The following is a 26,171-nucleotide window of genomic DNA, read 5'->3' as shown; positions in this document are numbered from 1 at the left end:
AAACGAATGAGTTTTGTGCCCGGTGAACGCCAGGGGCCGAAAGGCCCGCTCAGCGGCGTGCGCGTGCTGGACCTGAGCGCCTATATCGCAGGGCCTTACGGCTGCTCGCTGCTGGCGGACCAGGGCGCCGAGGTGATCAAGGTCGAGCCGCCCGTGGGCGACAACCTGCGCAAGTACCCGTCCACGCTGGAAGCTGAAAGCCGCGCCTTCCTGGGCGTGAACCGCAGCAAGTGGGGCATGGTGCTGGACCTGAAGGATGAGGCCGACCACGCCGTGCTGCTGCGCCTGGTGCGCGAGGCCGATGTGCTGGTCCACAACTTCCGGCCCGGCGTGCCCGAGCGGCTGGGCATCGGTTTTGCGCAACTGGCCGCCATCAACCCACGCCTCATCTATTGCAGCGTCACTGGCTATGGCAGCCGCGGGCCGCTCAAGGCCAAGGCGGGCTACGACCAGGTGCTGCAGACCATGACCGGCATGTGCGCCATGCAGGGCAAGGCAGGCGGGCCGCCCGAGATTCTCTACGGCTCCGTGGTGGACTACTACGCCTCGGCCCTGGTGGCGGGCGGCGTGTCGTCGGCGCTGTACGAGCGCGAGAAAAGCGGGCTGGGCCAGCATGTGGGCGTGTCGCTGCTGCGCGCGGCACTGACCATGCAGTCCGCACGCATGGTCTGGGCCGAGGGCGAGCCGCGCGAGGTGGGGCGCGACATGCGCTCCGGCGGCATCACGGGCATCCACCCGACGCGTGAAGGACATCTCTACATCTCGGCCAATACCGCGCATTTCTGGCAGGCGCTGTGCCGCAAGCTGGGGCTGCCCGAGCTGGCCGGCGACGAGCGCTATGACTCCGTGCGCAAGCGCGCCCAGCACCGCGACGTGCTGGTGCCCCTGCTGCGCCAGGCGTTGGCGGGGCGCAGCGCGCTGGAATGGGAGGCCTTGTTCGGTGAGGAAGTGCCCTGCGCGGCGGCGCGCACGGTGGAAGACATGTTCGACGACCCGCAGGTGCAGGCCGAGGGCATGGTCACCCGTTTCGAGCATCCGACCCTGGGCAGCTACCGGGGCTTTGCCGGCGCCGTGGAGTTCGACCGCACGCCCGGCCCGCCGGCCTTTGCCGCGCCCACGCTGGGCCAGCATACCGAGGCCCTGAAGGCCGCCGCACAAGAGGGCTGCTGATGCAGGCACTGCCCGCAGGCGCCTGCGACGCCCATCTGCACGTCTTCGATCCGCGCTTTGGTACGCGTTTTTGGGCCGAGGCTCCGCAGGCCATGCGCGCCCATGCCACGGCGGCCGACTATGCGCAGCTGCGCGGCGCCATGGGGCTGGAGCGCGCCGTCATCGTCCAGCCGCGTGCGCATGGCACGGACAACCGGGCCACGCTGCACGCCATCCAGTCGCTGGGCGCAGCAAGCACGCGCGGCATTGCCGTGGTGCACCCCGAGATCACCGACGCCCAGTTGCAGGCGCTGCATGACGGCGGCATTCGCGGCATCCGCTTTTCGCTGCACACCGAGCACGATGCAGCCGTGCGGCTGGACATGCTGGAGCCGTTGGCCGAGCGCATTGCCGCGCTGGGCTGGCATGTGCAACTGCACTGGCTGGCCAGCCAGATCGAGGCCCATGCGGCGCTGCTGCAGCGGCTGCCATGCACCCTTGTGTTCGACCACATGGCGCGGCTCGCTGACAGTGCTGACGGCGCTGGCGTGCACGAGCCCGCCTTCGGCGTGGTCCGTGGGCTGGTGCAGCAGGGCAGGGCCTGGGTCAAGCTCTCGGGCCCGTATCTGAACAGCCGGGCGGGCCTGGCCGCAGGCTATGCCGACTGCGACGCGCTGGCGCAGGCCTGGGTGTCCGAGGCCCCGCAGCGCCTGGTCTGGGGCAGCGACTGGCCCCATGTCACCGAAGTTGCCCATCCGCCGCAGACCCCCCTGCTGCTGGCGCTGCTGTCGCGCTGGATTCCCGATGCGGCGCTGCGCGCCCGCGTGCTGGTGGACAACGCCGCCGAGCTGTACGGATTCGATTGAGGGCGCGGGGCACGCAAGCCTCGCAGCCCAGGTTTTCACCATTGAGCAACAGGAGACAGAAACGTGAAGAAGATCAAGACACTGCGGCCCGCCATGACGGTGCTGGCCTTGGGGCTGGGCCTGGGACTGGGACTTTTCCAGGGCACGCTGCATGCGGCCGACTATCCGGCCGCGCAGGCCATCACGGTCGTCGTGCCGTTCTCGGCCGGCGGCGGTGCGGACAATGCGGCGCGCATCATCGCCAAGGCGCTGGGCGAGGTCTCGGGCCAGACCGTGGTGGTGGACAACAAGGCCGGCGCCAGCGGCGCCATTGGTGCCGCCCTCGTGGCGCGCGCCAAGGCCGATGGCTATACGGTGCTGTATGACGCATCGTCCTTCGCCATCAACCCCGCATTGCGCAAGCTGCCCTATGACCCGGCCAAGGACTTCATTGCCGTGTCCCAGGCCATCAGCGTGCCCAACATCCTCGTGGCGGCGCCGTCCTCGCCCTACAACAGCCTGGCCGACTTCATGAATGCCGCGCGGCAAAAGCCCGGCAGGCTCACCTATGCCTCCTACGGCCCGGGCAGCCTGGCCCAGATGGCGACGGAATTGCTCAAGGCAGACGCCAAGTTCGATGCCGTCCACGTTCCCTACAAGGGCGGGGCGCCCGCCATCGTCGATGTCATGGGCGGCCAGGTCGATGTGTACTTTGCCAACGCCGCCTCCAGCATCAACTATGTCAAGGGCGGCAAGCTCAAGGCGCTGGCCGTGTCCTCGGCCAAGCGCATGCCGGACCTGCCCGACGTGCCCACGGTGGCGGAAAGCGGCATCAAGGGCTTCGAGGTGACGGAGTGGAACGGCTTCTTCCTGCCCGCAGGCGCCGCGCCCGAGACCGTGCAGAAGCTGCAGGACCTGGTGCAAAAGGCCCTGGCCCTGCCGGCCACGCGCGCCAGCCTGGAGAAACTGGGCCTGACGCCCGTGGGCAGTTCCTCCGCCGCCTTCACGGGCTTCGTGGCCGCCGAGCGCAAGCGCTGGGATGCCGTGGTCAAGGCCAACGGCATCACCGTGCAGTGAGCCGCCGCGCGTGACGGGACTCAGGGCGTGGCGGTGACGCGCAGCAACTGCCCGCCCTGGGCGTCCGTCAGCAGGTAAAGCCAGCCGTCCGGTCCCTGGCGCACATCGCGCACGCGCTGGCCCAGGCGCGGCAGCACCTGCTCGCTGGCCGTCACCTTGCCGGACCTGATCGTCAGGCGCTCCAGCCGCTGGAACTTGAGCGAGCCCACGACCAGCGATCCCTTCCATTGCGCCCCATACCGGTCACTGGTCACAAAGGCCATGCCTGAGGGGGCGATCGACGGCACCCAGTAGTGCAGCGGCTGCTCCATGCCCTCCTTGCGCGTGATGCCGGCGCCGATCTTGCCGCCGCCATAGTTCTCGCCGTAGGTGATCACGGGCCAGCCGTAGTTCTTGCCGGGCTCGGGCCGGTTGACCTCGTCGCCGCCCTGCGGGCCGTGCTCATGCATCCACAGGCTGCCATCGGGCGCCAGCGCCGCGCCCTGGGCGTTGCGGTGGCCGTAGCTCCAGATCTCGGGCCAGGCATCCGCGCGGCCGACAAAGGGGTTGTCCCTGGGTACGCTGCCGTCCTTGGCAATGCGCACGATCTTGCCCAGGTGGCTTTGCAGTTTCTGGGCCTCTTCCTTGTAGCGCGAGCGCTCGCCCAGCGCCAGGAACAGCGTGCCATCGCTCTTGCCGTCCACCCTGCGCTCCACGATGCGGCAGCCGAAATGCAATGCGCTCGCGTACCTGGGGCGCTGCGAGAACAGCACTTTCACCTGCTCCAGCCGGCTGGCATCGTCGGACAGCCGGGCGCTGGCCAGCGCCGTGCTGTTCTTGCCGCTGTCGGCGCCGCTGCCGGGCTCGGAGTAGCAGAAGTACAGCTGGCGGTTGCGCGCGAAGTCGCTGTCCAGCACCACGTCCAGCAGGCCGCCCTGGCCTGCGGCCTCCACGGCCGGAAGGCCCGCCAGGGGAGCGCCCAGCCTTCCGTCGCCCTGCACGATGCGCATGCGGCCCGGCCGCTCGGTCACCAGGTAGCGCCCATCCGGCAGGAAAGCCATGGCCCAGGGGTGCTCCAGGCCTTCGGCGACGATTTCTGTGGAGAGGTTGGGGCTGGCGGCCCACAGTGCGCCGGACAGGCCCAGGGTGCTGATGGCGAGGGCGGCGGATAGGGATGGCGGCATGCCGATGCTCCTGTGATGAGGGGACAAGACGGGAAGCCGGATGCACCGCAGTTGACGTCGGCGGCGGTGCAGCGCAGGCAGGGGGCTTCGCACAAGCCAGCATCATGCACGACGCCACCAGAGCCTGCGGCGACCTGTCAACCACTGCGCAAAAAGCCCGCGCAGCCACTTGCGCGGGTGTATAAACAGCGCTCTTTCGGCGCCGGGCCGGGTCCCTGCGGGGGCGGGCGGCGGCGCCTCCTACCCACCAGAGAATCCGCAAGGGAAAAGCAGCCATGGGCGCGCAATGGAAAGCAAAGGGCAAGGCGCTGGTCGCCGACGCCAAGGGAAAGCTGTTTGGCAAGCTTGTCAAGGAAATCATCGTCGCGGCGCGCGCCGGCGCCGATCCGGCAGGCAACTCGCGCCTGCGCATGGCGGTGGAAGCCGCACGCAAGGCCTCCATGCCCAAGGACACGCTCGAGCGTGCCATCAAGAAGGGCTCGGGCGTGGGTGCCGATGCCGTCAACTACGAGCGCGTGGTCTATGAAGGCTACGGCCCCAACCGCGTGCCGGTGATGATCGAGTGCCTGACCGACAACGTGAACCGCACGGCGCCCAACATGCGCGTGTGTTTCCGCAAGGGCCAGATGACGGCCGTGGCCTGGGACTTCGACCATGTGGGCATGATCGAAGGCGAGCCCGAAGGCGGCGCCGATGCCGAACTGGCCGCCATCGAGGCCGGTGCACAGGATTTCGAGCCCGGCGAGGAAGAGGGCACGACGCTGTTCATCACCGACCCCACCGACCTCGATACCGTGAGCAAGGCGCTGCCGGCCCAGGGCTTCAAGGTGCTGTCGGCCAAGCTGGGCTACAAGGCCAAGACGCCGGTCAGCATGGCCAGCCTGTCGGCTGAGCAGCAGGAGGAAGTGCAGGACTTCCTGGCCGGCATCGAGAACGACGATGACGTGCAGAACGTCTACGCGGGCCTGGTGGATTGATGACGCTGTCCCCGCTGCCAAGCAAAAAAGCCGCACATCGTGCGGCTTTTTTGTGGGTGCAGGCGCCCAGCGCCCGGCGGCTCACTTGGTGCCGAAGATTCGGTCGCCCGCGTCGCCCAGGCCCGGCAGGATGTAGCCGTGGGCGTCCAGCTGGCGGTCCACGGCGGCCGTGTAGATGTCCACGTCGGGATGGGCCTTCTGCATGGTGGCCACGCCTTCGGGCGCGGCCAGCAGGCACATGAACTTGATGGACTTCGGGTTCAGCTGCTTCAGGCGCGCCACGGCGGCGGCGGCCGAATTGCCCGTGGCCAGCATGGGATCGACGACCAGCACGTCGCGCTCTTCCATCTCGGAGGGCATTTTGAAGTAGTACTCGACGGGCTGCAGCGTCTCGGGGTCGCGGTACAGGCCGATGTGGCCGATGCGCGCGCCGGGCACGACGTTGAGCATGCCGTCGAGGAAACCGTTGCCGGCGCGCAGGATGGACACCAGCACCAGCTTCTTGCCGTCGATGACCTTGCCGGTCATGGTCTCCAGCGGGGTCTCGATCTCGATGTCCTGCAGCGGCATGTCACGCGTGATCTCGTAGGCCATCAGCGTGGACAGCTCGCCCAGCATGCGGCGGAAGCTGTTGGTGCTGGCTTCCTTGCGGCGCATCAGCGTGAGCTTGTGTTGGACCAGCGGGTGGTCGATCAGGTGCAGAGTACTCATGGTTTTCTTCTGGAAAAAAGGGCGCCGGTATTTTGGGGCCGGCGCCAGGGGTCGGTTCAGTCGTGCAGAAAGCGCGCGTAGCGCGCCAGGTCCACATTGCCGCCGCTGATGAGAATGCCCACGCGTGCGCCCGACAGCGCAACCCCGCCATGCAGGGCGCCCGCCAGCGAGAGCGCACCCGTGGGTTCGACCACGATTTTCTTGCGTTCCGCGTAAAAGCGCATGGCCTGCACCAGATGCTCGTCCGCCACGGCCAGGATATCTTCGACATGCTCGCGGATGATGGCGAATGTGATATCGCCGATGGACTGGGTCTGCGCGCCGTCGGCAATGGTGTGGGGCGTGGGGATCTGCACGATCCGGCCTGCGCGCAGCGACTGGCGGGCATCGTCGCCAGCCTGGGGCTCGACGCCGTAGACCTTGCAGCGCGGGGAGAGCTGTCCGGCTGCCAGCAGGCTGCCCGACAGCAGGCCGCCGCCGCCCAGGCAGACGAACAGGTAGTCCAGATCGGGCACCTCCTCGAACAATTCCTTGGCCGCCGTGCCCTGGCCGGCAATCACGTCGCGGTGGTTGAACGGCGGGATCAGCGTCATGCCGCGCTCGTCGGCCAGGCGCCGGGAGATGGCTTCGCGGTCCTCGGTGAAGCGGTCATAGGTCACCACCTGGGCGCCGTAGGAGCGGGTGGCCGCCATCTTGGAGGCAGGCGCATCCTCGGGCATGACGATGAGCGCGGGCATGTCCAGCATCTGCGCGGCCAGGGCCACGGCCTGCGCATGGTTGCCCGAAGAGAAGGCCAGGGCGCCGCGCTTGCGCTGCTCGGGCGTGAACTGCGACAGCGCGTTGTAGGCGCCGCGTATCTTGAAGGCACCCGTGCGCTGCAGGTTCTCGCACTTGAAGAACAGCTGGGCGCCCAGCAGCTCGTCGGCGGTGCGGCTGCGCAGTATGGGGGTGCGGTGGGCCACGCCCTCCAGCCGGCCGGCTGCGGCGGCAACGTCGTCATAGGTGGGCAGCGAGGGAGGGCTGTTCGTCGTCATGGCGTGCGGTTCCGCAAAGTGGATGGAGGCGGTTTCGATCATAGCCGCATGCGCAGGCTTTCAGCGCCCTGAAATGCGCCAGCCGTTGCATGGCAACGGCTGGGTGCTATGGTGTTTGATGCGGCGCAGTGCCGGTGCGCCAGCGCTTCAGCGCTTCTTGTTGCCCAGGATGCCGCCGAGCACGCCGCGCAGGATTTCCTTGCCCAGCGAATTGCCCATGGTGCGCATGGTGGACTTGGCCATGGTCTGAACCAGGCCGTCGTGCTTGCCTCCGCGCGGGCCTGTGGTGCCGAACAGAAGATCCTTGAGCCCGTCCATCATGGCGCCGCCGCCTTCGCTGGCGGCGGGTGCGGCTCCGGCAGGGCCTGCCGGCGAGGTCCCGTCGCCGGATGCTGCCGTGCGTCCGCGCAGCACTTCGTAGGCCGATTCGCGGTCCACCGCCTTTTCATAGACACCTGCCACCAGCGATTGCGCCAGCAAGACCTTGCGCTGCTCCTCGCTGATCGGACCGATCTGGCTGCCCGGTGGAATGACATAGGCGCGTTCGGTGATGCCGGGGCGGCCCTTTTCATCGAGGAAGCTCACCAGGGCCTCGCCCACGGCCAGCTCCGTGATGGCGGCCTCGATGTCCAGCCCCGGCTTGGGCCGCATCGTGGTGGCCGTGGCCTTGACGGCCTTCTGGTCGCGCGGCGTGAAGGCGCGCAGCGCGTGCTGCACGCGATTGCCCAGCTGGGCCAGCACGGTGTCGGGCACGTCCATCGGGTTTTGCGTGACGAAATACACGCCCACGCCCTTGGAGCGCACCAGGCGCACCACCAGCTCGATGCGTTCGAGCAGCACCTTGGGCGCATCGTTGAACAGCAGGTGGGCCTCGTCGAAGAAGAAGACCAGCTTGGGCTTGTCGGGGTCGCCGATCTCGGGCAGGCGCTCGAACAGCTCGGACAGCATCCACAGCAGGAAGGTGGAGTACAGGCGCGGCGAATTCATCAGCTTCTCGGCCGCCAGGATGTTGACCACGCCCTTGCCGCCCGCATCGGTCTGCATCAGGTCGTTGATGTCGAGCATGGGCTCGCCAAAGAATTTGTCGCCGCCCTGCGACTCGATGGCCACCAGCCCGCGCTGTATGGCCCCCACGCTGGCGGCACTGATGTTGCCGTACTCGGTGGTGAACTGCTTGGCGTTGTCGCCCACGTGCTGGAGCATGGACCGCAGGTCCTTGAGGTCCAGCAGCAGCAGTCCGTTGTCGTCGGCAATCTTGAAGACCAGGTTGAGCACGCCCATCTGCGTGTCGTTCAGGGCCAGCATGCGCCCGATCAGCAGCGGCCCCATGTCCGAAACCGTGGCGCGCACCGGATGGCCCAGCTCGCCGAACACGTCCCACAGCGTGGTGGGGCAGGCCAGGGGCTGGGGAATCTCGATGCCGCGCTCCTGCAGCGAAGCCGCCATCTTGGCGCCGGTGCTGCCGCTTTGGCTGATGCCCGACAGGTCGCCCTTGATGTCGGCCATGAACACCGGCACGCCGATTTCGGAGAAGCCTTCCGCCATTTTCTGCAGCGTCACGGTCTTTCCGGTGCCCGTGGCGCCGGTGATCAGGCCATGTCGATTGGCCAGTGCGGGCAGCAGCAGGCATTCTGTGGCAGAGTGGCGGGCGATCAGAAGTGGAGCGGCCATTTCGGGTTTCCTCGGGGGAGCATGCGGTCAAAAGTAAAATCCCAGCCGCAAGGTTAAATCAATATCAAAGGACAGCCTGTGGCAGGACACAGTAAATGGGCCAATATCCAGCACCGCAAAGGCCGCCAGGACGAAAAGCGCGGCAAGGTCTGGACTCGCATCATCCGTGAAATCATGGTGGCGGCACGCACGGGAGGGGGCGATCTCAGCGCCAACCCGCGCCTGCGCCTGGCGGTGGAAAAGGCCAAGGCGGCCAACATGCCGGCCGACAACATCAAGCGCAACATCGACAAGGCCACGGGCAATCTCGAAGGCGTGACCTACGAGGAAATCCGCTACGAAGGCTACGGCATTGGCGGCGCGGCCATCATCGTGGACACCATGACCGACAATCGCGTGCGCACTGTGGCGGATGTGCGTCATGCCTTCAGCAAGTACGGTGGCAACATGGGCACGGAGGGTTCCGTGTCCTTCCAGTTCAAGCATGTCGGACAACTGATCTTTGCTCCCGGAAGCGACGAGGATCAGATCATGGAAGTGGCGCTGGAGGCCGGTGCCGAGGACGTGATCACCGATGATGAGGGGGCCATCGAGGTGCTGACCGCACCCGCCGAGTTCGAAACCGTGCGCGACGCGCTGCAGGCCAAGGGCCTGACGCCGGAGGTGGCTGAAGTCACCATGCGCCCGGAAAACACCATCGCCCTGCAAGGCGATGACGCAGCCCGCATGCAAAAGCTGCTGGACATGATCGAAGACCTGGATGACGTACAGGACGTCTACCACAACGCTGAACTATGAAAATTCTTGTGATTGGTGGCGGAGGCCGCGAGCACGCCCTGGCGTGGAAACTGGCTGAATCGCCGAAATCGACCAAGGTCTATGTGGCCCCCGGCAACGGTGGCACGGGCCTGGCCGGCGGCAAGGTGGAGAACCTCAACATCACCGACCCGCAGGCGCTGCGCGAGTGGGCGCAGGCCGAGAAGGTCGCGCTGACCGTGGTCGGCCCCGAGGCGCCTTTGGCGGCCGGCGTGGTCGATGAGTTCCGTGCCCATGGCCTGCGCATCTTCGGCCCCTCCAAGGCGGCCGCCCAGCTGGAAAGCTCCAAGGCGTTTTCCAAGGACTTCATGGCGCGCCACGGCATCCCCACGGCGTTCTATGAAACCTTCACCGACCCGGTTGCTGCCCATGCCTACGTGGACCGACTGGGTGCGCCCATCGTGGTCAAGGCCGACGGCCTGGCCGCAGGCAAGGGCGTGGTCGTTGCGACAACGCTGCAGGAAGCCCACGACGCCGTGGACTTCATGCTCGTGGACAACAAGTACGGCGTGGCCCACAACGACGGCGGCGCCCGCGTGGTGATCGAGGAATTCCTCGCCGGCGAGGAAGCCAGCTTCATCGTGCTGTGCGACGGCAAGAACGTCCTGGCCCTGGCGACCAGCCAGGACCACAAGCGCCTGAAGGACGGCGACCAGGGCCCGAACACGGGCGGCATGGGCGCCTACTCGCCCGCGCCCGTGGTCACGGCCGACGTGCATGCCCGCGCCATGCGCGAGATCATCCTGCCGACCATCCGCGGCATGGAAAAGGACGGCATTCCCTACACCGGCTTCCTCTATGCGGGCCTGATGATCGATGCATCCGGCCATCCCAAGACGCTGGAGTTCAACTGCCGCATGGGCGACCCCGAGACCCAGCCCATCATGATGCGTCTCAAGAGCGATCTGGTGGACGTCATGCTGGCGGCCACCGATGCCAAGCTCGACCAGGTCGAGCTGCAATGGGACCGCCGCACGGCGCTGGGCGTGGTCATGGCCGCAGCAGGCTACCCCGAGGACCCGCGCAAGGGCGATGCCATCAGCGGGCTGCCGCAGGACGCCGCCGATGCCATGGTCTTCCATGCCGGCACCCAGCTCAAGGACGGTGTGCCCGTCACCAGCGGTGGCCGCGTACTGTGCGTCACCGTGCTGGCCGACAGCGTCAAGCAGGCCCAGCAAAAGGTCTATGACGTGGCGCGTGGCATCCATTTCGATGGTGCCCAGTACCGCCGCGACATCGGCTTCCGTGCAGTGAAGAACTGAGTCCATGGCAGAGCAATCGACCGGGCAGGCGCTGCCCGTGGCCCTGGTGCGCGAGTACCTGACAGGCCTGCAGGCCCGCATCACGCAGGCGCTGGAACAGGTGGAAGGCGAGGGCGGTGCACGCTTTCTGTCCGACGCCTGGAGCAAGGGCCCCGGCGAGCGTCTGCAGGGCGATGGCATCACCCGCATCATGGAAGGCGGCCGCGTGTTCGAGCGCGCGGGCTGCGGCTTCTCGCATGTGCGCGGGCCGCAGCTGCCGCCCTCGGCCACGCAGCACCGGCCTGAGCTGGCCGGTGCGCCGTTCGAGGCCATGGGCGTGTCCCTGGTCTTCCATCCGCGCAATCCTTTTGTGCCTACGGTGCACATGAATGTGCGAATGATTGCAGCCGGCTCAGGTGCGGCAGGGCAGCCGGGCAACGAACCCACCTGCTGGTTCGGCGGCGGCATGGACCTGACGCCGGTCTACGGCTTCGAGGAAGATGCACAGCACTTTCACCGCGTCTGCCGCGATGCGCTGGCGCCTTTTGGCGACACGCTCTACCCGCGCTTCAAGACCTGGTGCGACGAGTACTTCCGCCTGAAGCACCGCAACGAGCAGCGCGGCATCGGCGGCATCTTCTTCGACGACTTCTCGGAACTGGGCCAGGCGCGCAGTTTCGACATGCTGCGTTCGGTGGGCGATGCCTTTCTGGAGTCCTACCTTCCCATCGTCGAGCGCCGCCAGGCCATGGACTACGGGCAGCAGCAGGTCGATTTCCAGCGCTACCGCCGCGGCCGCTATGTGGAGTTCAACCTGGTCTGGGACCGGGGCACGCACTTCGGCCTGCAGTCCGGCGGGCGTACGGAGTCCATCTTGCTGTCCATGCCACCGCATGCGAGCTGGAGCTACCAGCGCGAGGACGCGCCCGGCACCCCCGAGCGCGCTTTGCTGGAGCAATTCCTGGTGCCCCGCGACTGGCTTTGAGCCCGAGAGCCGCCATCCCGAGCGGCGTGGCGAAATCCGCGCGTGCAAGGGAATAGGCGGCAAAACTATAATTTCAATAGCTTGAGGCGCAGCGTTGGCTGCGTTCTCCACTTTCTTCGGCGCGAAATCTTCCGGCGATCTGTGGGCGAACTCCATGCATTTTGGAGCGCCGCTACAGCCCAGCCCTCTACGGGCCGCACGGCGCTCGCGCTATATTGATCCCATTCCTATTCCATTGATCACCGCCTGATGACCACTTCCACCAAATCGGATTCCGCAGCCAAGCGCGACGTGACCAAGCTGCAACGCGCCATTGTTGACGGCCTCGAAAACGTCAAGGCCCAAGACATCCAGGTCTTCAATACCGAAAAGCTCTCGCCGCTGTTCGAGCGCGTGATCGTGGCTGCGGGCACCTCCAACCGCCAGACCAAGGCGCTGGCCTCCAGCGTGCGCGACGCCGTCAAGCAGGCCGGGTTCCCCGTGCCGCGCCAGGAAGGCGAAGAAAACGGCGAGTGGATCATCGTGGACTGCGGCCAGGCCGTGGTCCATGTCATGCAGCCGGCCATCCGCCAGTACTACCGCCTGGAAGAGATCTGGGGCGAGACGCCTGTGCGCCTGAAGCTGGGCGCTCCCAAGCCCACGCGCTCGGCTGCCACCGACAAGGCGGAAGAAAAGGCCAAGAAGGCTGCAACCAAGAAGGCGGCGGCAACCGCTGCCAAGCCTGCAGCCAAGAAGGCCGCTTCTGGCGCAGCCTCCGCCGCCGCCAAGAAGCCCGCTGCCAAGAAGGCGGCCCCTGCCAAGGCCGCTGCACCCCGTTCCGCAGCGGCAAAGCCGGCTGCTGTGAAGTCGGCCGCAGCCAAGTCGCCAGCCGGCAAGACGGCGGTGCCCAAGGCCATCAAGACCGTGGTGGTCAACCGCGCCCCCGCCAAGGCCAAGGCCGGCGCCGCTGCCAAGCCTGCCGCCAAGCCGGCAGCCAAGCGCGCTCCCCGCGCCAAGGCCTGAGCGGTTCAGGGCTGACGCTGCATGAAGCTGTTGATCGTGGCCGTGGGCCAGCATGTGCCCGACTGGGCGCAGACAGCCTACGACGGCTACGCCAAGCGTTTTCCTCCGGAACTCAAGGTGGAGCTCAAGGCCGTCAAGACGGAGCCACGCGGCTCCAAGACGGTCGAGACCCTGTACGCGGCCGAGCGCAAGCGCATCGAGGCCGCCATTCCGCGCGGCACGCGCATCGTGGTGCTCGATGAGCGCGGCACCAATCTGACGACCAAGGCCCTGGCCCAGCGCCTGCAGGGCTGGCAGCTGGAGGGCGATGACGTGGCCCTCATCATCGGAGGCCCGGACGGTCTGGACCCCGCCTTCAGGCAGGCCGCACACGAGCGCATACGCCTGTCGGACCTGACCCTGCCGCATGCCATGGTGCGGGTGCTCCTTATCGAGCAGCTGTACCGTGCCTGGTCGGTCAACGCCGGCCATCCCTACCACCGGGAATAGCGGCAGCGGCGGTGTCATGCGGATCGGAAGATCTCGTGATACTATGATTTTGATAGCCTTCGGCGCTTTGATACAAAGGGCTGAAGGCATTTCTCATTTTCATCATGCCGCCCTTCATCTACCTAGCCTCCCAAAGCCCCCGCCGCCGCCAACTGCTGGAGCAGCTGGGCGTGGCCCATGAGCTTTTGCTGCCCAATGCGGATGGCGACATCGCCGAAGATGCCGAGGCCATGGAAGCCGAGCTGGCCGGCGAGGCAGCGCGCGACTACGTGCAGCGCGTGACCGCACTCAAGCTCGACGCTGCCGTGGCCCGCCACGCGCGCCGTGCGCTGGCTGCCGCTCCCGTGCTCTGCTCGGACACCACGGTGGCGCTCGACGGCCGCATTCTGGGCAAGCCCGCCGATGCCGACGATGCACGCCGCATGCTGACGGGGCTTGCCGGCCGAGAGCATGAGGTGCTGACGGCCGTGGCCATACAGCATGGCGCGCGGCGCCTGGCTGCGCTGTCGGTCTCCCGGGTTCGCTTTGCGGCCATGAGCGCTCAGCAGATCGATGCCTACGTGGCCTCGGGCGAGCCCATGGGCAAGGCCGGTGCCTATGGCATACAGGGCCGTGCGGCGGCCCATGTGCAGTGGCTGCAAGGCAGCTACTCGGGCATCATGGGCCTGCCGCTGTTCGAGACGGCGGCGCTGTTGCGCGAGCTGGGCTGGGCGCTGTAGGCCAGCTCCCCGACCTGGGCCCCGAGGGGCGTGCAGGCAGGCGCGCACGGCCGACGGCAGCGCGCGGCACGGCAAGATGTCTGCCGGGCCGCTCCGGCCGAGAAATACAAACGACAAAGCACACCACAGGCACAGCATGCAGCAAGACATTCTGATCAATTGGTCGCCACAGGAAACGCGCGTGGCCATCATCGAGAACGGCGCCGTCCAGGAACTGCACATGGAGCGCCCGCTGGAGCGCGGCCTGGTCGGCAACGTGTACCTGGGCAAGGTCTCGCGTGTGCTGCCGGGCATGCAGTCGGCCTTCATCGACATCGGCCTGGAGCGCGCGGCCTTCCTGCACGTGGCCGATGTCTGGCAGCGGCAGGAAGGGGGCGAGGCCCCCATGTTCGCGCGCAAGGACATGCCTGTCGTGCCCATCGAAAAGCAGGTTTTCGAGGGCCAGACCATCATGGTGCAGGTCATCAAGGATCCGATCGGCACCAAGGGCGCGCGCCTGTCCACGCAGATCAGCATTGCGGGACGCCTGCTGGTGCTGCTGCCGCAGGACGACCACATCGGCATCTCGCAGAAAATCCCGCAGGGCGAGCGCGATGCCCTGCGCGCCCGGCTGCAGGGCCTGGTCGGCACCAAGGAGACCGGCGGCGGCGGCGGCTTCATCCTGCGCACCAATGGCGAGGACTCCAGCGACGCCGAGCTGGCCGACGACATCCGCTACCTGCGCAAGACCTGGAGCCGCATCAAGGAGGCCTCGGTGCGCCTGCCGCCCATGTCGCTGCTGCACCAGGACCTGAACCTGCTGCAGCGCGTGCTGCGCGATCTGGTGGGCGAAGGCACGCAGAGCATCCGCATCGACTCCAAGGAGCAGTTCGCCCTGCTCATGACCTTCGGGCAGGAGTACATGCCGGCGGCCGTGCCCAAGCTGCAGCATTACCGCGGCGAGCGGCCCATCTTCGATCTGTTCGCCATCGACGAGGAAATCGCCCGCGCGCTGGGCCGGCGGGTGGACCTCAAGTCGGGCGGCTACCTGATCGTGGACCAGACCGAGGCGCTGACCACGGTGGACGTCAATACCGGCGGCTACGTGGGCGCGCGCAACTTCGACGACACCATCTTCAAGACCAACCTGGAAGCCGCCCACCAGATCGCGCGCCAGCTGCGCCTGCGCAACCTGGGCGGCATCATCATCGTGGATTTCATCGACATGGTGCGCGACGACCACCAGGCCGAGGTGCTGTCCGAATTCAAGCGCCAGCTCGGGCGCGACCGGGTCAAGACCATGGCGGGTGGCTTCTCGCAGCTGGGCCTGGTGGAGATGACGCGCAAGCGCACGCGCGAATCGCTGGCCCACATGCTGTGCGAATCCTGCCCGGTCTGCCAGGGCAAGGGCCATGTGAAGACCGTGCGCAGCGTCTGCTACGAGGTGCTGCGAGAAATCCTGCGCGAGGCGCGCCAGTTCAACCCGCGCGAGTTCCGCATCGTGGCCTCGCCCAAGGTGGTCGAGATGTTCCTGGACGAGGAAAGCCAGCACCTGGCCGGCCTGTCCGACTTCATCAAGAAACCCATCTCGCTGCAGGCCGAGACCGCCATGGCACAGGAGCAGTACGACATCGTGCTGCTGTGAACCGGTATTTATCTTGCCAATTCATTATCAATAGCGATTCGGCATCTTTTGCGCCAATGGGTTCATATGAATCGATTTGCGCGCTGCTATGGATTGTCGATTCCCGATAATTAACTTTGTCTCGGCATTTTTGATACCATTTGTTGCAATCAGTGCCTCAGCAACTGAAAGGGCGACAAATGGGAATCGACTCCACCATTGTGCGTGCTGCCATACACCCGGGAATTGGTGTGGCGCGTATTGGCAATAGCCCGGATGAGTACTATGTCGGCCCCGAGCTGATGCATGTGCCGCCCATGGCGCCGGGCAGCCTGCGTGATGCGCAGGGCGCGCTCAAGCGCCAGGCTGCGCGCTTTCGCATCTACGGCTACAACGCCGCGGGCGAGGTGGTGCGTGAACTCACGGCCGACCAGGACGAAATCGAATGGGAAGTCGAACTGGCCAATACCAAAGCCGCCTGGTATCAATTCCAATTGGCGCTGGACGTGCCTGAAGCCGCAACGGCCGATCCCACGATTTTGCGCAATGCCACGGTGAAGGACCGGAAAAGCCTGGCCATTCGACCGGGAGCCCGCCGAATTGCCAAAGGCTCGGCCCCGGTGGCATTCGATAGCGGTAGTTTCTGCGGCAAGCCGGTTTATCTGGGCGAATTGCGCATTGAAAAGACGGGCCAGCTTCTCGTGCTGGGAGGCCGGGGCGTCTCTGCCTCCGTGGATGGCTCCAAGGCCACCACGTTTGCGAACAACGAGGGCTGGCATGACGATGTGGCCGACGGCCCGGTGCGCGCGAAGGTCGTCGTGGCCGGCGTTTCCGTGCCGGTGGATGCGGCATGGGTCACGGTTGCGCCGCCCAACTACGGCCCGCAGATGAAGTCGGTGCGCACCATGAAGGACCTGATGGAGGATGTGTACATCCACTCGGGCATGGCCGCCTTCCCGCTGCACGTCTCCTTCAGCCGGCACATCCTGCCCATACTCCAGCGCCAGAGCAGCCTGCAGTGGGCGAACAAGGGCTTTGCCGCCCAATTCGGCTGGGGTGCCGCCGCCAGTGCGGATGACGAGGCGTGGATCGCCAGGCTCAACAGCCCGGGCACGACCTGGGCCGAGCTGCGCCAGCAGGTGGCCAATGCCTTCCGGCGCTTTGACCGGGACGGCGCATCCCCCCAGCCCTGGCCCTGGCTGTATGGCGACGCCATGGCCGTGCCGCCGGCCGACACGCCGCGCCAGCATGCGGCGCTGACGGCCACGCAGCTGAGGATGCTGGACCTGTGGGCCGCAGGCCACTTTCTCTCCGACTGGACGCCCGGACAGAAGTACCCGGCCCAGCTGTCCGATGTGCCGCTGCAGGAGCAGCCCACCATGCTCGACCATGCCGCCATGGACGACTGCCTGGCCGATGCCTTTCACCCGGGTTGCGAGATCACCTGGCCCATGCGCCACGCCAGCATGTACCGGGCGCCATTTCGCATCCGCGAGGCGGCCGAGAACCCGCCCGAGCTGCAGCTCTACGGCTCGCGGCTCACCCCCGCCGTGGCGCTGTCCGAGAGCGGGCCGCTGTATGCACAGGTGGCCGGTGACCTCACGCGCTGGATGGCCGTTCCCTGGCAGACCGACACCGCCAGCTGCCGCAGCGGCTACTACGCCGGCTACGGCCCGCGCTACGACCCCTACCTGCCCACGTTCTGGCCGGCCCGCGTGCCCAACCAGGTGCTGACGCAGGAGGCCTATGAAAAGGTCATCGATACCGAACTGCCGCGCGAGCAGCGTGTCGCCGCCTTCAACCGGCGCGAGTCGTGGTTCCGCACCCTGGGCGAGGGAGGCTATGAGAGCGAAATCAACCGCATGATCAGCCACTTCGGTGACATGGGCGTCATCGAGAATCGGCCGGGCCCGCGTGGCGACAAGGACTTCCCGCCGGTGATGCAGGTGGAAAACCGCATCGCCCCGGCGCCGTCGCACATGCTCAAGACTGCCGTGCAACCGGCCGGGCAGGAAGCGCCTCCCCGCATCGAGCCCTTCGACGCAGACAACGAAGAGCAGCTGCGCGCCCTGACGCAGCGCGGCCCGGTGCTGCCGCGCTGAATGGCGGCCATGTCTATGTCTGCGCATGCCATGGCCACCGCGCCGCTGCCGGATGAACTGGATGTGCTCGTCGTGGGCGCGGGACCGGCGGGCGCGGCCGTTGCCGCGCAGCTGGCAGGGCATTGCCGCGTGGCGCTGGTAGGACGCGCCGTGCAGGCTGGGCGGGCCATTGGCGAAACCCTGCCCGCTGCGGCCCGGGTGATTCTGTCCGACCTGGGCGTGTGGGATGCGTTCGCGGCACAGGGCCACCGTCCTGCCTGGTCGCGGCGGTCATTGTGGGGAAGCTCCGAGGTCATCTTTCAGGACGCACTGTTCGACCCGCATGGCGCGGGCTGGCACCTGGACCGCAAGCGTTTCGACGCCATGCTGCTGGAGGCTGCGCGCAGCCGTGGCGTGCCCTGCCTGGTGCCCGCCACGCTGCGCAGCCTGCAGCACCAGCCACCGGGCGCACCCATGCGCTGGCGCTGCCTGATCGATAGGGCGCAGGGCGACCCGGCGCACGGCCCGTTGGAGCTGTCCTGCCGCATCGTGGTCGATGCCACGGGCCGCGCGGCCCGGGTGGCCCGGCAGGCGGGTGCCGAGGTCCGCCGCGACGGCCGCCTGGTCTGTTTTCACGCCTGGGTGGAGCCGCCATCGCATGAGCATGCAGGCACCACCATGATCGAGTCGGATGCCGAAGGCTGGTGGTACAGCGCCGATCTGCCTGATGGCAGTTGCGTGATTGCCTGGCAGACCGATATCGACCTGCCCGAAGCCCGCCGCCTGCGCAGCACGGCGGATCTGCTGGACATGGCCGATCGCACGGCCCTGGTGGGCGCGCGCAGCGTGGGCAGCCAGGTGCTGGAGCCGTTGCGGGTGGCCGCCGCCCACGAGCAATGGCTGGATGCAGCCAGCGGGCCGGATTGGCTGGCCGTGGGCGATGCCTGCCTGTCCTTCGATCCGCTGGCATCGCAGGGCCTGCTCAACAGCCTGGTCACCGGCAGCGAGGCCGCCCTGGCCGTGCGCCGCAGCCTGGCGGGCGACGCCGGTGCGTTGCCTGCCTGGGATGCGTGGATCCGGCCGATACGCGCCGCGTACCGCAGCCATCACGAGCACTACTATGCGCTGGAGCCGCGCTGGGCGAACGAGACGTTCTGGGCCCGCCGCCAGCGGGCGCCGGAGGCGGGGACCGGAGCCGGCGTTATTGCCGCTCCAGCTTCGCCGTCTGAACGATGGCATTCCAGCGCTGGTACTCGGCCCGCGTGAATTCGCGGAAGGCCTTGGAGTCCAGCAGGCGCACTTCGCCGCCCAGCGCCGTCACCTTGGACTTGAAGTCGGCATGGCCCGCCACCTTGAGCGTGGCCTCTTCCAGGCGCTTGACGATGGCGGCCGGCGTGCCCTTGGGTGCCAGCACGCCGTTCCAGGTGCCGGTCACGAAGGCGGGGTAGCCGCTTTCCTTCATGGTCGGCACATCGGGCAGGGCGGGCAGGCGCTGCTCCGAGGTCACGGCCAGGGCCTTGAGCTTGCCCGACTGCACGAAGGGCAGGGCGGGCGTGACGTTCTCGAAGATGAAATCGATCTGGCCGCCCAGCAGGTCGGTCAGGGCCGGCGCGCTGCCCTTGTAGGGCACATGCACCATGTCCAGCTGGGTGGCGCTCTTGAACAGCTCGCCCGACAGGTGGACCGTGGAGCCGCTGCCCGGCGAGCCGTAGCTCATGCCGGTCTTTTGCGCGGCGGCGCGTGCCACCAGGTCCTTCACCGTCCTGGCCGGCGTGCGCGCCTCGTTGACCACCAGCACGTTGGGGATGGTGGTGACCAGGGCCACGTATTCGAAATCGCCCAGGTTCTTCTCGCTCAGGTTCTTGTACAGGCTCTGGTTGATGGCCTGGGTGCCGGCCGTGCCGAACAGCAGCGTATAGCCATCATTGGCCGCCGAAGCCACGCGGCTGGCGCCGATGGAGCCGTTGGCGCCGGAGATGTTTTCCACGATCACGGGCTGGCCCAGCGACTCGGACAGGCCCTGTGCCACCATGCGCGCCAGCACATCGGTATTGCCGCCAGGGGCGAAGGGCACGACCAGCTTGACCGGCCGGGTGGGATAGGCATCCGCCCAGGCCTGGGGCAGGGGCAGCAGCGTGGCGCCAAGCAGCGCGGCCGCGCGCAGGAATTGCTTGCGTGAAAGGGTACGGGGCATGGGGGATGTCTCCTTGTCGATGTTCTGGTGGCGCAGCGGCTGGGGCCAGCGGCGGATTTTTCAGGCGGGCCAATGCTGGGCGGTGGCTGTCTTGACGTCAATCAATGTTTTGGCAGGACGTCATGCGGCGGGCGAATGACCTGTCCGGCCTTGTGCGGCAAATGAGAAGGATTGCGTTGACATGCGCCCGTCATTGCGCCTGCCATCACGGCGCAAGGCTCCTGGACTCGCCTGTGGCATGGACCGCACCGCTGCTGAATCCGACTCCGGCGCTGCCGTGCAACTGCCCGCGAACATGCGGCTTTGCGGCGCGTGCGTGGACGTGCACGATGCGCCCCATGGCATGGGCCAGCGCCCGTTACGGCGCCGGGGTGGGGCGGGCATTGCCGATGTCCATGCCGATGCCAATGCCGATGCAGCTCAGAAATCCGCCTTCAGGCTCACCGTCAGATTGCGCGGCTCGCCCCACCAGCCCTGGTTGTAGAAGCCGATCTGGCTGTAGTACTGGCGGTCCAGCACGTTGTTGAGCTGCACGCTGGCCGACCAGGTGGGGTCGATGCGGTAGTGGGCCGAGAGGTTGACCACCAGGTAGCTGCCCTGGCCTACCTGCACGCTCTGGCGCAGCGGGTTGGTCACGTTCTGCCAGATGCGGCTTTGCCAGCGCAGGTTGCCGCCCAGGCTCAGGCCCTGCAGCGCACCCTCGAAGCTGCGCATGGCCGTGAGCTTGACCAGGCTGCGCGGGTGCGTGGTGTTGAAGGCGGCGCCGCTGGCGCTGCGTGCCGTGTAGTGCGTGTAGCTGGCGCCCAGGCGCCAGCCCCGGGCCGGCTCGCCGCTGAGTTCCAGGTCGATGCCGCGCACCTGGGCGCCCTTGACTCCCCGGTAGGCCTTCTGGTCCGTGGTGCCGTCGATGAATTCGCCCGTGTCCTGCGCCAGGTTGTCCTGGCGGGTCTGGAACAGCGCGGCAGAACCCTGCAGCCGGTCCTGCAGCCAGGAGCCCTTGAGGCCCAGCTCGAAGGCCTGGCCGGTGACGGGGTCCAGGATGCTGCCTTGCTTGTCGCGGTAGTTCTGGGGCGTGAAGATTTCCGTGTAGCTCAGGTAGGCCGTGTGCCGGGCATCGATGTCCCACAGCAGGCCGGCGTAGGGCGTGATTTCGTTGCTGTAGCGGTAGTCGCGCAGGCTGCCGAAGTAGTTCTGGCGCGTGGACCAGCGGCTCAGCCGGGCACCGGCCACGGCCGTCCAGCCATCGGCCAGCGACAGGCGCCCCACGGCATAGCCGCCGCTTTGGCGCATGCGGCTGTCGTCGCCGCCGTTGGAGACGTCGGACCAGCCGGGCTCGGCCAGGCTGCCGTTGCGCCAGTCGATGAAGTTGTCCGTGGCAAGCGGCGTGCCCAGCGGTGCGTAGCGGCGGATGTCGATGTCGTCGCGCACATGGTTCCAGCCCACGGCAATCTCGTGCTGGCGCCCGAACAGCGCGACCGGGCCGCTGGCCGTGAGGTGCAGGCTGTCGCGCGAGCGGTCGCCCCGGTACTTGATGAAGGAGTTGGCCATGCCCAGGCCGGTGCTGGCGTCCGGCGCGCCGCCCCGGTAGACGTAGCGCATGTCGTAGTTGCCGTCGTTGCGGCTGTAGGCGGCGCGCAGCAGCCAGCGGTTGTCCAGCCGGTGCGTTAGGTCCAGCGTGGCCGTGGTGTTCTCTGTGCCGAAATGCGACCAGCGCGTGTTGTTGGACACCGAGCGGTCGAAGGCCGTGCGGCTGCCGTCCGCATAGAACAGCGGAAAGCCGGCGCCCATGCCGGGACTGGTGTTCTTCTGGTATTCGAGGCTGGTGACGAGCCGGGTGGCGGGCGTCAGGGCCGCGCTGACCACGGCGTACAGGCCCTGCCTGCGCTGGCCGAAGTGGCTGACGTAGCTGTCGCTGTCCGATTGCACAGCCACGACGCGGCCATGCACGCGGCCTTCGCGGTCCAGCGGCAGGGACAGATCGGCCTCGGCGCGGCGCAGGTTCCAGCGGCCCAGCGTCAGCGATGCATGGCCCCCCGCCGTCTCGCGCGGCTGCTTGCGCACGAAGTTCACCGTGGCCGACGGATCGCCCGAGCCATTGAGCAGGCCCGTGGCGCCGCGCACGATTTCCACGCGGTCGTAGAAGGCCGTGTCCATGTCGGTGGCGCCGAAGTTCCACAGGCTGTTGATGGGCGAGGCCAGCCCGTCGAACTGGAAGTTGCTGACGCCAAAGCCGCGCGAGGAAAACTGGTAGCGGTTGCTGTCGCTGCGGCTGACCGACAGGCCGGGGGCGGAGGCCTCCAGCGTCTGCGAGACCGTGAGCTGGCCTGCATCGTCCATGAGCTGGCGCGTGATCACGCTGACCGACTGCGGAGTTTCACGCGCCGACAGTTGCAGGCCCGTGGCCGTGCCTGTGGCGCCGCTGGTGTAGCGCGCCGTGCCTTCGGTGGTGCCGGCATCGGCGGCGGCGCGCACGGTGACGGTGCCCAGTTCGGTGTCGCCTTTCCTGGCAGGGGGCCTGTCCTCGTCGGCGGCCCAGACTGCTGGCGCAGGGGCTGCACAAAGGGCGCAGATCAGCAGGGACAGCGGGGTCCGCGCGCCTTTGGGGTGTCGCGGGGCGGGGTTTTGGATGCGAATGCTCATCATTTCCATGGTCCTGGGCGTGAGCCCGGATTGTGGGAAATGTGCGCCGCCGCCGCCTGTTCCCGGCGACGCCAGACCTATGGTTTGCGACGCAGGCTGCCTTGGCTGGGCGCGTGGCCGAAGCGCTGGCGAAAGGCCGTGGCGAAATTGCTGGCGTGCTGAAAGCCCACGCAGTCGGCCGCTTCCTGCACGCTCCAGCCCTGTGCCAGCCGCTCGCGCGCCAGCTGCATGCGGCGCTCGCGCAGCCAGCCGAACACGGTCTGGCCGTAGGCGGCCTGGAATTTCTCGCGCAGCGTGGTCGGGCTCATGCAGGCCAGGCGCGCCAGGTCGTCCAGGCTGTGCGCCTGGCCCGGCGCTGCATCCATGCACTCGCGTACGCGCTCCAGGCCGCGCCTGTCCCGGGGATGGATGCGCGGCAAGGGCGCAGGCCGCGGCTGCGCATGTGCCTGCAGTGCGCAGGCCAGCAGCTGCAGCGCAATGCCTTCGCGGTGCAGCCGGGCCAGGCTGCCGCTCCAGACGCCATCGAGCAACTGGCGCAGCGACACCGCCAGATGCTCGGGCAGCGACCAGGCATGCAGCGGCGGGCCGGGTTGCCGCAGGGCCTGGTGCAGCAGCTCGGCCAGTTCGGCATCGGCGCAGGCCTCGGGCGCCTCGATGGACAGGTTGAAGCCGCGCACCGTCTGGCCTGCGGCATGGGTGGCCTTGAGAATCTCGGTGTCGCCGCACGAGAATGCCGCCGCCGCATGGCGCGTCACGCTCAGTGCACGGCGGGCGCCCGGCAACTGCAGCTCGGCCTGGCCGTCCAGCAGGACCACGGCGGTGAAGCGCCGCGGGTGCTCGGATGTGGATTCATAGCCGTGGTCGATGCGGATGTCGGAGCTGACCATTTGCAGGCCCGAGGGCAGCTGGTGCTCCTGCACCTGCCCCTCGAAGATGCAATCGCTTTCGGAGACGGCAGAGAGAAAGCGCACGCTGAAACCGTGGCGCTGGCGCATGGCGTCGAGCTGCGCGGTGGTGTAGCGCTGGGAGGAGGAGGGCATGGGTGAGCGGAACAAAAGGCCCGCAGCTGGATTCGAGAATGCTTCTCATTATCCGGGGCTGCAGGCCCGCTCGCCCACAAACCTCAGAGTTTGCGCAGCCGATCCAGTGCCGCGCGCAGCGTGCTGTCCTGCTTGGCAAAGCAAAAGCGCACCACGCGCTGGTCGAAGCCGTCGCCATAGAAGGCCGACAGCGGGATGGCGGCCACGCCGTGTTCCTTGACCAGCCACTGGCAGAACGCGGCTTCGTCCAGGTCCGACACGGCCGAGATGTCGGCGCAGACGAAGTAGGTTCCCGCCGTGGGCAGCAGGCGCAGGCGCGAGCCTTCCAGGCCCTGGCGGAACAGGTCGCGCTTGGCCTGGTAGAAGGCGGGCAGCTGAAGATAGGGCGCGGGGTCGGCCATGTAGCTGGCCAAGCCCGCCTGCATGGGCGTGTTGACGGTGAAGACGTTGAACTGGTGGACCTTGCGGAACTCGGCCGTGAGTGCGGCCGGCGCGGCGACGGTGCCCACCTTCCAGCCCGTGACATGGTAGGTCTTGCCGAAGCTGGAGACGATGAAGGCGCGCGCCGCCAGGCCGGCAAAGCGCGCGGCGCTCTGGTGCTGGCGGCCGTCGTAGACCATGTGCTCGTAGACCTCGTCACTGATCAGCAGCACGTCGGTGGGCGCCAGCAGCTCCTGCAGCTGCAGCATCTCGGCATCGCTCCAGATGGTGGCGCTGGGGTTGTGCGGGCTGTTGATGATCAAAAGCCGGGTGCGCGGCGTGATGGCGGCGGCAATTTTGGCGAAGTCGGGCTTGAAGCTGCCCGGTGTCAACGGTACGCGCACGGGCACGCCGCCGGCCAGCTCGATGTTGGGCACGTAGCTGTCGTAGCAGGGGTCGAGCACGATGACCTCGTCGCCAGCATGCACGGTGGCCAGGATGGCGGTGAGGATGGCCTGCGTGGCGCCGGCCGTGACCGTGATCTCGGTGCCCGCATCGTAGCTGCGGCCGTACAGCGCCTGCATCTTGTCGGCCATGGCCTGGCGCAGCTGGGGCAGGCCGGGCATGGGCGGGTACTGGTTGTGGCCGGCCTGCATGGCGGCCGTGACGGCATCGACCAGCCTGGGGTCGCAGCCGAAATCGGGAAAGCCCTGGCCCAGGTTCACCGCCTGGTGCTCGGCGGCCAGGGCCGACATGGTGGTGAAGATGGTCGTGCCCACATGGGGCAGGCGGCTGGGGAAGGCGGGCGTGCGGGGCGTGGCAGAAGTCATGGCGGAAACAGCGGACAGCGGGAGCGGACCCGCACTGCAGGTCCGGTGGGGCGGAGGATCAGAGTTCGTAGTCGTGCACGTGGCCGTTCATGGCGCGCATGATGAGATCGCGCGTCAGGCGGTCGCTGAGCAGTTCGGCGAATCGGTAGACGAAATTGCGCAGGTAGGCACCTCGCTTGATGGCCACGCGTGCCACGCTCTGGCCGAACAGGTGGCCCATGGGGCGCACGACCAGGTCATTGACCGGGTCGTCGCGCATGGCCATTTCGGCCACGATGCCGATGCCCAGGCCCAGGCGCACATAGGTCTTGATCACGTCGGAGTCAATGGCCTCCAGCACGATGCGCGGACGCAGGCGGCGCGTGGCAAAGGCCTGGTCGATCTTGCCGCGACCCGTGAACGAAGGGTGGTAGGTGATCAGCGATTCGTGGGCGATGTCGTCCAGCGTGATGCGCTCTTTCTGCGCCAGCGGGTGGCCTGTGGGCATGACCAGCACGTGCTGCCATTCGTAGCAGGGCAGGGTGACGAGATCGGGGTAGTCGGCCAGGGATTCGGTGGCCATGCCGATGTCGGCCACCTCGTCGATGACCATGCGCGCCACCTCTGCCGGAGTGGCCTGGTGCAGGCTGATCGTGACCTTGGGATACAGGTCGCGCAGCCGTGCCACGGCAGGCGGAAGCACGTAACGGGCCTGTGTGTGGGTGGTGGCAATCGACAGCGTGCCGCTGTCCTGGGCGCTGTACTGCTCGCCGATGCGCTTGAGATTTCCGATCTCGCGCATGATGAGCTCGATGCTCTTGAGCACCTCCAGGCCGGGTTCGGTGATGCGCTTGAGGCGCTTGCCGTGGCGCGCAAAGATGTCGATGCCCAGCTCTTCCTCCAGCTCGATGATGGCCTTGGAGACGCCGGGCTGCGAGGTGTGCAGGGCCTTGGCCGCCTCGGTGAGGTTGAGGTTGCGGCGCGCCGCTTCTTGGACGAATCGGAATTGGTGCAGGTTCATGGCGGTGACAGCAGGGTGCTGCGCGCCATTATGCTGCATTTATATAAAGAAGCGATTCGTTATTTCAGCTTCCCGGTGCGCCACGGGGCTCTGTGGCCACCAGTGCCAGTTCTGCCAGCAGGGCTGTGACACGCGGATGCTCGCCCACGGCCGGCTGCAGGTCCACGGCCACCTGCGGATGGGTATCGCTTATCTCCTGCACCAGCTTCGGGATGTCCTCGCGCGCATGCTTGCCCGTGCCAAGGAACAGGGGCAGCACGGTGATGTGCGTGGCGCCGGCCTCGACCAGCCCGCGTGCGGCAGTGGGCAGGTCGGGCGCGCAGGCCTCCAGGTAGGCGCAGGCGGCCAGGGATTGGGGATGCGTCTGCTGAACGGCCTTCAGCACGGCCTCGATGGGTTGGCGCCACAAGGCGTCGCGCGAGCCGTGTGCCAGCAGGATCAGTCCGGTCCTGCCGGCAGATGTTGTCTCGTTTTGCATGGCAAC

At 67.3% G+C, this 26,171-nt stretch carries 23 protein-coding genes; 13 read left to right on the top strand and 10 right to left on the bottom strand.

Annotated elements, in window-relative coordinates; genetic code table 11:
- Nucleotides 1-6 precede the first annotated feature (6 nt).
- The 3 genes from AAN986_RS15180 to AAN986_RS15170 all read left to right on the top strand — a co-directional run bounded on the left by AAN986_RS15180 (nt 7) and on the right by AAN986_RS15170 (nt 3,071).
- Entirely contained in the window at nt 7-1,170 is a 1,164-nt protein-coding gene (locus AAN986_RS15180; RefSeq protein ID WP_047218159.1) for a CoA transferase, read from the top strand.
- Nucleotides 1,170-2,015 (top strand): amidohydrolase family protein, encoded by an 846-nt coding sequence (locus AAN986_RS15175; RefSeq protein ID WP_047218158.1) that lies wholly within the window; start codon nt 1,170-1,172, stop codon nt 2,013-2,015. Before AAN986_RS15180 ends, AAN986_RS15175 begins: the two co-directional genes overlap by 1 nt.
- Nucleotides 2,016-2,078: 63 nt before the next feature.
- Entirely contained in the window at nt 2,079-3,071 is a 993-nt protein-coding gene (locus tag AAN986_RS15170) for a tripartite tricarboxylate transporter substrate binding protein (RefSeq protein WP_016453538.1), read from the top strand.
- A 20-nt stretch (nt 3,072-3,091) separates the two neighbouring features.
- On the opposite strand, the gene AAN986_RS15165 is transcribed toward AAN986_RS15170, so the two are convergent.
- On the bottom strand, nt 3,092-4,234 hold the full coding sequence (locus AAN986_RS15165) for a PQQ-dependent sugar dehydrogenase (protein ID WP_047218157.1): 1,143 nt from the start codon (nt 4,232-4,234) through the stop codon (nt 3,092-3,094).
- Between the two features lie 275 nt (nt 4,235-4,509).
- On the opposite strand from AAN986_RS15165, the gene AAN986_RS15160 reads away from it, so the two are divergent.
- A complete protein-coding gene (locus AAN986_RS15160; protein ID WP_016446881.1) occupies nt 4,510-5,211 on the top strand; it encodes a YebC/PmpR family DNA-binding transcriptional regulator in 702 nt (233 codons plus the stop codon).
- An 81-nt stretch (nt 5,212-5,292) separates the two neighbouring features.
- Here AAN986_RS15160 and upp read toward each other — a convergent pair whose 3' ends face one another.
- The 3 genes from upp to AAN986_RS15145 all read right to left on the bottom strand — a co-directional run bounded on the left by upp (nt 5,293) and on the right by AAN986_RS15145 (nt 8,627).
- On the bottom strand, nt 5,293-5,922 hold the full coding sequence (gene upp, locus AAN986_RS15155; protein WP_012205354.1) for a uracil phosphoribosyltransferase: 630 nt from the start codon (nt 5,920-5,922) through the stop codon (nt 5,293-5,295).
- A 56-nt stretch (nt 5,923-5,978) separates the two neighbouring features.
- Nucleotides 5,979-6,956, bottom strand: coding sequence for a threo-3-hydroxy-L-aspartate ammonia-lyase (locus AAN986_RS15150; protein ID WP_026062217.1), 978 nt, complete (start codon nt 6,954-6,956; stop codon nt 5,979-5,981).
- A gap of 147 nt (nt 6,957-7,103) precedes the next feature.
- Entirely contained in the window at nt 7,104-8,627 is a 1,524-nt protein-coding gene (locus AAN986_RS15145; protein WP_212645681.1) for a helicase HerA-like domain-containing protein, read from the bottom strand.
- A 78-nt stretch (nt 8,628-8,705) separates the two neighbouring features.
- Here AAN986_RS15145 and AAN986_RS15140 point away from each other — a divergent pair, with 78 nt between their 5' ends.
- From AAN986_RS15140 to AAN986_RS15100, 9 genes are all read left to right on the top strand, one after another.
- Entirely contained in the window at nt 8,706-9,425 is a 720-nt protein-coding gene (locus tag AAN986_RS15140; RefSeq protein ID WP_012205357.1) for a YebC/PmpR family DNA-binding transcriptional regulator, read from the top strand.
- Nucleotides 9,422-10,705, top strand: coding sequence for a phosphoribosylamine--glycine ligase (purD, locus tag AAN986_RS15135; RefSeq protein WP_047218155.1), 1,284 nt, complete (start codon nt 9,422-9,424; stop codon nt 10,703-10,705). The genes AAN986_RS15140 and purD overlap by 4 nt, the downstream gene beginning before the upstream one ends.
- 4 nt (nt 10,706-10,709) lie before the next feature.
- Entirely contained in the window at nt 10,710-11,669 is a 960-nt protein-coding gene (gene hemF / locus AAN986_RS15130; protein ID WP_047218154.1) for an oxygen-dependent coproporphyrinogen oxidase, read from the top strand.
- Nucleotides 11,670-11,918: 249 nt separating this feature from the next.
- A complete protein-coding gene (gene rsfS, locus AAN986_RS15125) occupies nt 11,919-12,671 on the top strand; it encodes a ribosome silencing factor (protein WP_047218153.1) in 753 nt (250 codons plus the stop codon).
- Nucleotides 12,672-12,692: 21 nt separating this feature from the next.
- Nucleotides 12,693-13,160, top strand: a complete 468-nt coding sequence (gene rlmH, locus AAN986_RS15120; RefSeq protein WP_047218152.1) for a 23S rRNA (pseudouridine(1915)-N(3))-methyltransferase RlmH — start codon at nt 12,693-12,695, stop codon at nt 13,158-13,160.
- A 104-nt stretch (nt 13,161-13,264) separates the two neighbouring features.
- The gene (locus AAN986_RS15115; protein ID WP_047218151.1) at nt 13,265-13,879 is read left to right on the top strand and encodes a Maf family protein; all 615 of its coding nucleotides are present in this window, start codon (nt 13,265-13,267) and stop codon (nt 13,877-13,879) included.
- A gap of 136 nt (nt 13,880-14,015) precedes the next feature.
- On the top strand, nt 14,016-15,503 hold the full coding sequence (gene rng / locus AAN986_RS15110) for a ribonuclease G (RefSeq protein WP_016453532.1): 1,488 nt from the start codon (nt 14,016-14,018) through the stop codon (nt 15,501-15,503).
- Between the two features lie 179 nt (nt 15,504-15,682).
- A complete protein-coding gene (locus AAN986_RS15105) occupies nt 15,683-17,584 on the top strand; it encodes a LodA/GoxA family CTQ-dependent oxidase (protein WP_047218150.1) in 1,902 nt (633 codons plus the stop codon).
- A gap of 9 nt (nt 17,585-17,593) precedes the next feature.
- Nucleotides 17,594-18,829 carry an FAD-dependent monooxygenase gene (locus tag AAN986_RS15100; protein WP_241150358.1) on the top strand — a complete coding sequence of 412 codons (1,236 nt, stop codon included), beginning with the start codon at nt 17,594-17,596 and terminating at the stop codon, nt 18,827-18,829.
- On the opposite strand, the gene AAN986_RS15095 is transcribed toward AAN986_RS15100, so the two are convergent.
- The 6 genes from AAN986_RS15095 to AAN986_RS15070 all read right to left on the bottom strand — a co-directional run bounded on the left by AAN986_RS15095 (nt 18,765) and on the right by AAN986_RS15070 (nt 26,165).
- On the bottom strand, nt 18,765-19,757 hold the full coding sequence (locus AAN986_RS15095) for a tripartite tricarboxylate transporter substrate binding protein (protein ID WP_047218148.1): 993 nt from the start codon (nt 19,755-19,757) through the stop codon (nt 18,765-18,767). The genes AAN986_RS15100 and AAN986_RS15095 overlap by 65 nt on opposite strands.
- 420 nt (nt 19,758-20,177) lie before the next feature.
- A complete protein-coding gene (locus AAN986_RS15090; protein ID WP_241150357.1) occupies nt 20,178-22,397 on the bottom strand; it encodes a TonB-dependent siderophore receptor in 2,220 nt (739 codons plus the stop codon).
- 77 nt (nt 22,398-22,474) lie between these two features.
- On the bottom strand, nt 22,475-23,437 hold the full coding sequence (locus AAN986_RS15085) for a helix-turn-helix transcriptional regulator (protein ID WP_017407655.1): 963 nt from the start codon (nt 23,435-23,437) through the stop codon (nt 22,475-22,477).
- Between the two features lie 83 nt (nt 23,438-23,520).
- Nucleotides 23,521-24,687, bottom strand: a complete 1,167-nt coding sequence (locus tag AAN986_RS15080; RefSeq protein ID WP_016453527.1) for a pyridoxal phosphate-dependent aminotransferase — start codon at nt 24,685-24,687, stop codon at nt 23,521-23,523.
- 58 nt (nt 24,688-24,745) lie between these two features.
- A complete protein-coding gene (locus tag AAN986_RS15075; protein ID WP_016445880.1) occupies nt 24,746-25,687 on the bottom strand; it encodes a CysB family HTH-type transcriptional regulator in 942 nt (313 codons plus the stop codon).
- A gap of 64 nt (nt 25,688-25,751) precedes the next feature.
- Nucleotides 25,752-26,165: a CbiX/SirB N-terminal domain-containing protein gene (locus AAN986_RS15070; RefSeq protein WP_016445881.1), complete on the bottom strand. Its 414-nt coding sequence runs from the start codon at nt 26,163-26,165 to the stop codon at nt 25,752-25,754.
- Nucleotides 26,166-26,171 lie beyond the last annotated feature (6 nt).

The organism is Delftia sp. DS1230, from assembly GCF_040112715.1.
Taxonomy (GTDB): Bacteria; Pseudomonadota; Gammaproteobacteria; order Burkholderiales; family Burkholderiaceae_C; genus Comamonas; species Comamonas tsuruhatensis.
The sequence above is the reverse complement of the archived record's forward strand: the minus strand, read 5'-3'. Positions and strand labels throughout refer to the sequence as shown.